Origin of the sequence: Nonomuraea ceibae (genome assembly GCF_019396325.1) — a bacterium.
Classification (GTDB): Bacteria; Actinomycetota; Actinomycetes; order Streptosporangiales; family Streptosporangiaceae; genus Nonomuraea; species Nonomuraea ceibae.
Genome location: NZ_JAHKRO010000218.1, coordinates 1 through 5,957, shown reverse-complemented (window position 1 = coordinate 5,957; position 5,957 = coordinate 1). Strand labels below are relative to the sequence as shown.

At 72.5% G+C, this 5,957-nt stretch carries 6 protein-coding genes; all 6 read right to left on the bottom strand.

The window, feature by feature from the left end:
* Nucleotides 1-267 (bottom strand): hypothetical protein (locus KME80_RS49245; RefSeq protein WP_219519801.1); only part of this gene is annotated, 267 nt, incomplete at its 3' end.
* Nucleotides 264-1,349, bottom strand: coding sequence for a glycoside hydrolase family 15 protein (locus tag KME80_RS49240; protein ID WP_219519798.1), 1,086 nt, complete (start codon nt 1,347-1,349; stop codon nt 264-266). The genes KME80_RS49240 and KME80_RS49245, both read right to left, overlap by 4 nt.
* A gap of 30 nt (nt 1,350-1,379) precedes the next feature.
* A complete protein-coding gene (locus tag KME80_RS49235) occupies nt 1,380-2,639 on the bottom strand; it encodes an ABC transporter substrate-binding protein (protein WP_219519795.1) in 1,260 nt (419 codons plus the stop codon).
* Between the two features lie 12 nt (nt 2,640-2,651).
* Entirely contained in the window at nt 2,652-3,458 is an 807-nt protein-coding gene (locus KME80_RS49230) for a carbohydrate ABC transporter permease (protein ID WP_219519792.1), read from the bottom strand.
* Nucleotides 3,451-4,380, bottom strand: a complete 930-nt coding sequence (locus KME80_RS49225) for a carbohydrate ABC transporter permease (protein WP_219519789.1) — start codon at nt 4,378-4,380, stop codon at nt 3,451-3,453. Before KME80_RS49225 ends, KME80_RS49230 begins: the two co-directional genes overlap by 8 nt.
* Nucleotides 4,381-4,444: 64 nt before the next feature.
* Nucleotides 4,445-5,734, bottom strand: coding sequence for an ROK family transcriptional regulator (locus KME80_RS49220; protein WP_219519786.1), 1,290 nt, complete (start codon nt 5,732-5,734; stop codon nt 4,445-4,447).
* Nucleotides 5,735-5,957 lie beyond the last annotated feature (223 nt).

The following is a 5,957-nucleotide window of genomic DNA, read 5'->3' as shown; positions in this document are numbered from 1 at the left end:
GGCGGCCCGCGCGGCCCGCGCCTGCGCGGCGGCCAGGTGCCCGCCGTCGGCGCCCGCCTCCCGCGCGCCGGGGCCGCCCTGCGGCGCGAGCGCGAGCTCCAGCGGAGCCCCGCCGTCCGTCACCCACTCGCACACCACCGACGCCACCGCGGGCGACGCGCGCACGCGCAGCTCCACGGCCTCACCGGCGAGCGGGCGCGCCGGGACGCGCTGGTCCTCGGTGACCGCGTACGGGTGCCCGGACCCGAAGGGACGATGCCGGATCATGCCCGCACCCCCAGCTCGTCGGCGAGGATCAGGTACATGCCGTGCGACCACAGCAGCGGCGTGGCCACCGGGCCCCACCGGTCCAGCCACTCCTGGCGGCGTTCCGGCCAGAGCAGCAGGCCGGGCACCTGCTCGGGCAGGTCGCCCGCGGGCGTCGCCTGCGCGGCCATCCAGTCCAGGTGATGCCGCGCCCGGCCGGGCCGCCCGGCCCGCGCGTGGTTCCAGCCGAGGAACCCGGCCAGCAGCACCCACCGGCCGCCGCCGTAGAAGGTGTCGTCCAGGTAGCGGTAGACGCCGCCGTCGCGGGCGAGCTGCCGCTCCACCTCCGCCACGGTCGCCGCCCCCACCGGGTGCGTGGCCGCGTACAGCCCGAACGGCTCCACGCACGCCAGCAGGCTGCCGTCCACGGCGTCGCTGCCCAGCCACTTGCGCAGGTGCCCGCCCGGGGCGACGCCCTCGGCGGCCACCAGCGCCGCGACGCCCGCCACCGCCGCCGAGGCGGCCTCGGCCTCGGCGGCGCTCAGCACGTCCAGCTCCAGGGCCGCGCGCAGCCCGGCGTGCACCGCGCCGAGCGTCGCCACGTGCCGCTGCTCGACGTGCTCCTCCCACCAGTCGTAGCAGGGCCGGTCCCAGAAGGCCGACAGGTAGCGGGCGGTGGCCCGTACCCCCTTCTCCACGCCCGGAACGGCGCGCCCGTGCCGGGCGGTGTGCTCGCGCAGCGCCCACAGCCAGGTGCCGTAGCCGTCGAGCTGGAAGTCCCACCACTCGTCCGTGCCGTCCACGCCGTCCAGCGTGAACCGGGTGGGCAGCATCTCGGCCTGCGCGACCGGCTCCCCGCGCGCGGCGCGGGCGACGAGCGCGTCCACCTGCCCGGCGCGGTCGCCGACCACCCGGGCGCTCCAGGCGTGGAAGGCGTCGGCCCCGGCCACGTCGCCGTGCCTGCTCACCCCCTCGGCGATGAACGAGCCGTCCCGCAGCCACGAGTAGCCGCGGTAGGCGGAGAAGGTCGGCGAGGCCGGATAGGCGCCGGTGGACGACTGGAGCCTCTGGATCACGTCGAGGCTGTGCGACACGAGGGTCACGGGAACTGGTCTCCTGAAAGGGTCGGGGATCTAGCCGAGCAGTGCGTCGACCTCGGCGGCGGCCGCCTTGAGCGCGTCCGGCACCGGCTTGCGGCCGGAGGCGGCCTCGCTCAGCTCCTTGGTCACGGCGTCCTGCATCTCCTGCTGGCGCTTGATGACCGGCGGCAGCGCGATCGACTCCAGCGCGTCGAAGACCGCCTGCCGGTTGGCGGGCTTCGGGTCCTTGAGGTAGCCGGCCAGCACCTGCTGGTCGGCGACCGGCGGCAGCTCCCACGACGAGGCGATGCGGGTGCTCGCGGCGACGTCGGACGACGACAGGAAGCGGGCCCAGGCGTACGCCTCCTTGCCCAGCTTGGTCGTGGACGAGACGGCGACCGCGTTGTGGAAGACCGCGCTGGCCTTGCCCGCGTCACCGGGCTCGACGACGACGTCCCACTCGAACGGCACGTCCTTCAGCCCGGCGAACTGCCAGATGCCGTTGTGCCACATCGCGAGCTTGCCGGACTTGAACAGGTTCGTGTCGTAGTCGGCGGTGCCGCCGATCTCCGCCTCGGTGGGCATCGTCCTGCCGACCTTCGACACCAGCCACTCGGCCGCCTTGACGCCCTGCGGGCTGTCGAAGGCGGACTTCTTGCCGTCGGCCGACAGGAACTCGCCGCCTGCCTGCTTGAGCGTCTTGTAGAACTCGAAGAACTGAACCGGCTGGAAGTCGCCGTAGACGCCCTTCTTCCTGTCCGTCAGCTTCTCCGCCGCCGCCTGCTCGTCCGCCCACGTCCAGTCGGCGGTGGGCAGGTCGACGCCGGCCTTCTCGAACAGGTCCTTGTTGTAGAAGAGCACCACGGTCGAGAACGACGCGGGCAGCGCGTACTGCTTGCCGTCGCGCTTGAAGGCGTTCAGCGACTCGGCCGCGTACGCCGACAGGTCGCCGTCTCCGCCCACGGCGCCCAGGTCGAGCAGCGAACCGGCGCCGGCGTAGGTGACGAAGTTCTCGTAGTTCAGCTCGAAGGTGTCGGGCGCGGTGCCGCCCGCGATGCTGGTCTGGAGCTTGGTGAAGTACTCGTCGAACGGCGCGGTCTCCACCACGACGTCGATCGACGGGTTCTGCTTCTCGAACGCGGCCACGATCGCGTCGAGGTCCTTCACGTGGTCCGGCGCCGCCGAGAACGTGAAGTAGCGCAGCGTCGTCCTGCCGCCCTCGCCGCTCGGCGCCTTCGTGGCCGAACCCTGGGAGCAGGCGGAGGCGAGCAGCGCGGCCGCGAGCGCGGCGGCCACCTTGGTACGTGTCTTCATGGGGGGTTTCCTTTACTTGAGCCCGCTCTGCGCGACGCTGGCGATGACGTGTTTCTGGGCGAAGACGTAGAGAACGAGGATCGGCACGACGCTGATCACCGAGCCGGCCATGACCACGTCCCACTCGGTGGTGAACTGGCCGTGCAGCGTGGCCAGGCCCAGCGGCAGCGTCATGAACTCGGGCGACTTGATGATGATCAGCGGCCACAGGTAGCTGTTCCAACTGGCCATGAAGCCGAAGATGGCGAAGGTGGCCAGGGCCGGGCGGATGAGCGGCAGGACCACGTACAGAAAGATCCTGAAATGTCCGGCGCCGTCGAGCACGGCCGCTTCGTCGAACTCCCGGGGCACCTGCCGGATCGCCTGCCGCAGCAGGAACACCCCGAACGCCGAGGCGATCGTCGGAGCCAGCAGCGCGAAATAGGTGTCGACCAGGTTGAACATCCGCATCTCGATGAACAGCGGCACCACCAGCACCGGCAGCGGCATCATCAGCGTCGCCAGGTAGACCGCGAACAGCGCCCCCCGCCCCGGGAACGGCAGCCGGGCGAACGCGTACGCGGCCATCGCGCTGGTCACGAGCTGCAGCAGCGTGGACGCCGCGCCGATCCACGCGCTGTTGGCCACGATCCGCCAGAACGGCAGCGTCTCCAGCAGCTTGCCGTAGGCGTCCAGGCTCGCGCCCTCCGGCGTGAAGTCCGGCGGCACCGCCAGCACCGCGTCGCTCGGCGTGATCGAGGTGATGAGCGCCCACGCGAACGGGAACAGCATCACCACCGCGCCCAGCCCCACCGCGAGGTAGCGCAGCGCCCTACCCATAGGTCACCCACCGCTTCTGCCCGCGGATCTGCACGATCGTCACCAGCAGCACGAGCGCGAACAGCAGCCACGACAGCGCCGAGGCCGCCCCCGCCCGGCCGTAACGGAACGTCAGGTCGTAGATCTGCGACACCACCACCTGCGTCGCCCCGCCCGGCCCGCCCCCGGTCATGATCTTGACCTGGTCGAACATCTGGAACCCGTTGATCAGCGAGATCACCACGACGAAGAACGACGACGGCGACAGCAGCGGCAGCGTGATGTGCCGGAACCGGCGCACCGCCGACGCCCCGTCGACCATGGCCGCCTCCTGGTACTCCTTCGGGATCGCCTGCAGCCCCGCCAGCAGGATGATCATCACGAAGCCCAGGTCCTTCCACGCCGAGGCGAGGATCACCGACGGCATCGCCCAGGCCGGATCCGTCCACCAGCCCGGCCCGCTCACCCCGACCAGCCCCAGCGCCCAGTTCACGATCCCGCTCGCCGGGTTCAGCAGCCACTTCCACATCAGCGCCACCACGACCCAGCTCGTGATGACCGGCAGGAAGTAGATCCCGCGCAGCAGGCTCCGGCCCGCCATCGCCCGGTTCAGCAGCAGCGCCAGGCCCAGCCCGCCCAGGTAGACCAGCGGCAGGTAACCGGCGATGAAGTACAGCGTGTGCCCGAACGCCGCCCGCGTCCCCGGATCGCCGATCAGCTCCACGTAGTTGCCCAGGCCCACCCAGCGCATCTCCGTGATCAGATCCCACTCGTGCAGGCTCGTCCACAGCGACGCCACCATCGGGACCAGCGTGTACAGGGTCAGCGGCACCAGGCTCGGCAGCAGGAACACCGCGACGGTCCCCGCGTGACGCCACCGCCGTCGCGGCGCCCTCCGCCCGTGCGTGGCCCCCGCCTCGGGCGGGGCCGCGGTGAGTGTCATCAGCTCGCTCCCTCTCCGGTACGCGTGCCGCGCGCGAGAACGCCCGCGCGGTCACGGACGGCGCTCACGGCGTGGTCCCGATGAGGCGGGCGCGCACCAGGCGGCCCTGCTCCCCGGCGGCCCCGGCCGCGTCGAACGGCGTCGCCAGCACCAGCGCCGCCGCTCCCTGCGCCCAGCTCGTCTCGTCCCAGCTCTCCACCTCGACCGCGATGTCCCGCCGCCCCGGGTAGAGCTGCGCCCGAAGCGCCCGATCGAACCCCACCTGCCAGAACGGCCAGTCGGCGGTGCCCTCGCCGAGCACCACCACGACCTCCGGGTCCACCACGTTCACCAGCCCGGCCGTGGCCCGCCCCAGGATCTCCCCGGCCTCGGCGAACACCTCCCGCGCCACCGCGTCCCCCCGCACGGCCGCCCGCCCCAACGCCGCCACCGCTCCCAACGCCCCCCCGGCCCCCTCTCCGAGGAGGTCGCCTCCCTTGAAAGGCCCGCTTTCCGCGAAGGGGGCGCCCTCACCGTGGGGTGCGCCCTCCGAGGGGGTGGTGGTCTTGGCCCGGGCGGCGGCGAGGAGGCCGGTGGAGCCGACGAAGGCCTCCAGGCAGCCCCGGGCGCCGCACCCGCACGGCGGCCCGGCGGGGTCCACGCACAGGTGGCCGAACTCGCCGGCGCCACCGCGCGCCCCCCGGTACACGCGCCCGTCGGCGACGATGGCCGCGCCGACGCCGCGCCCGATGGTCAGCACGAGGAAGTCCCGGTGCGTCCGCCCCCTGCCGTACAGCCGTTCGGCCGCCGCGAGCGCGTTGACGTCGTTCTCGACGAGCACGGGCAGGTCGAGCCGCCGCCGCAGCCGTTCGCCGACGGGCATGGCCTGCCACCCCAGTGTGGGCGCGTTGACGGTGCCGACGCCCTGGTCGTCGACGGAGCCGGGCACGCCGACGCCGATGCCGAGCAGCGGCGGCCCGCCGGTGATGGCGGTGAGGACGGAGGCGACGGCGTCGGCGAGGTCGCCGGGGGCGTCGGCGGCGGCGGGGTCGAAGGGCCGCACCCAGGACCCGAGCACCTCGCCGTCCAGCCGCACGTCGACGAGGACGAGGTGGTCGGCGGTGACCTTGACGCCGAGGGCGCGCCCGGCGCCGCCGACGAGGCCGAGCCGCTGGGCGGGCCGCCCGCCCCGGGACGGCTTGAGGTCGAGCTCCTCGACCATGCCGTGTCCCATCAGCTCGCGGGTCAGCTGCGTGACGGTCGCGGGGCTGACGTCCAGCTCCCGCGCGATCTCGCTGCGGCTGAGCGGCCCGACGGTGCCGAGCAGGGCGAGGATCGCGGTCCTGGTGAGGTCGCCGCGGTCGCTTCCGGCCATGCCACCACTTTCTTTAGACATAAAGTTAGTGGTGAAGAATATGAGCCCGGGGCCGCCCGCCTGTCAAGGGGCAACAGAAAACCCCGGAAGGCGCACGGTGAAGTCAAGGGGTCATCGCAACACGGATTGATCAACTGGCTAGCGCCAGAAGCTTGGTGAGACGCTCGGCTGGGGTTTCCCAGCCGAGCGTTTTGCGTGGCCGGCCGTTCAACCGGGCAGCGAC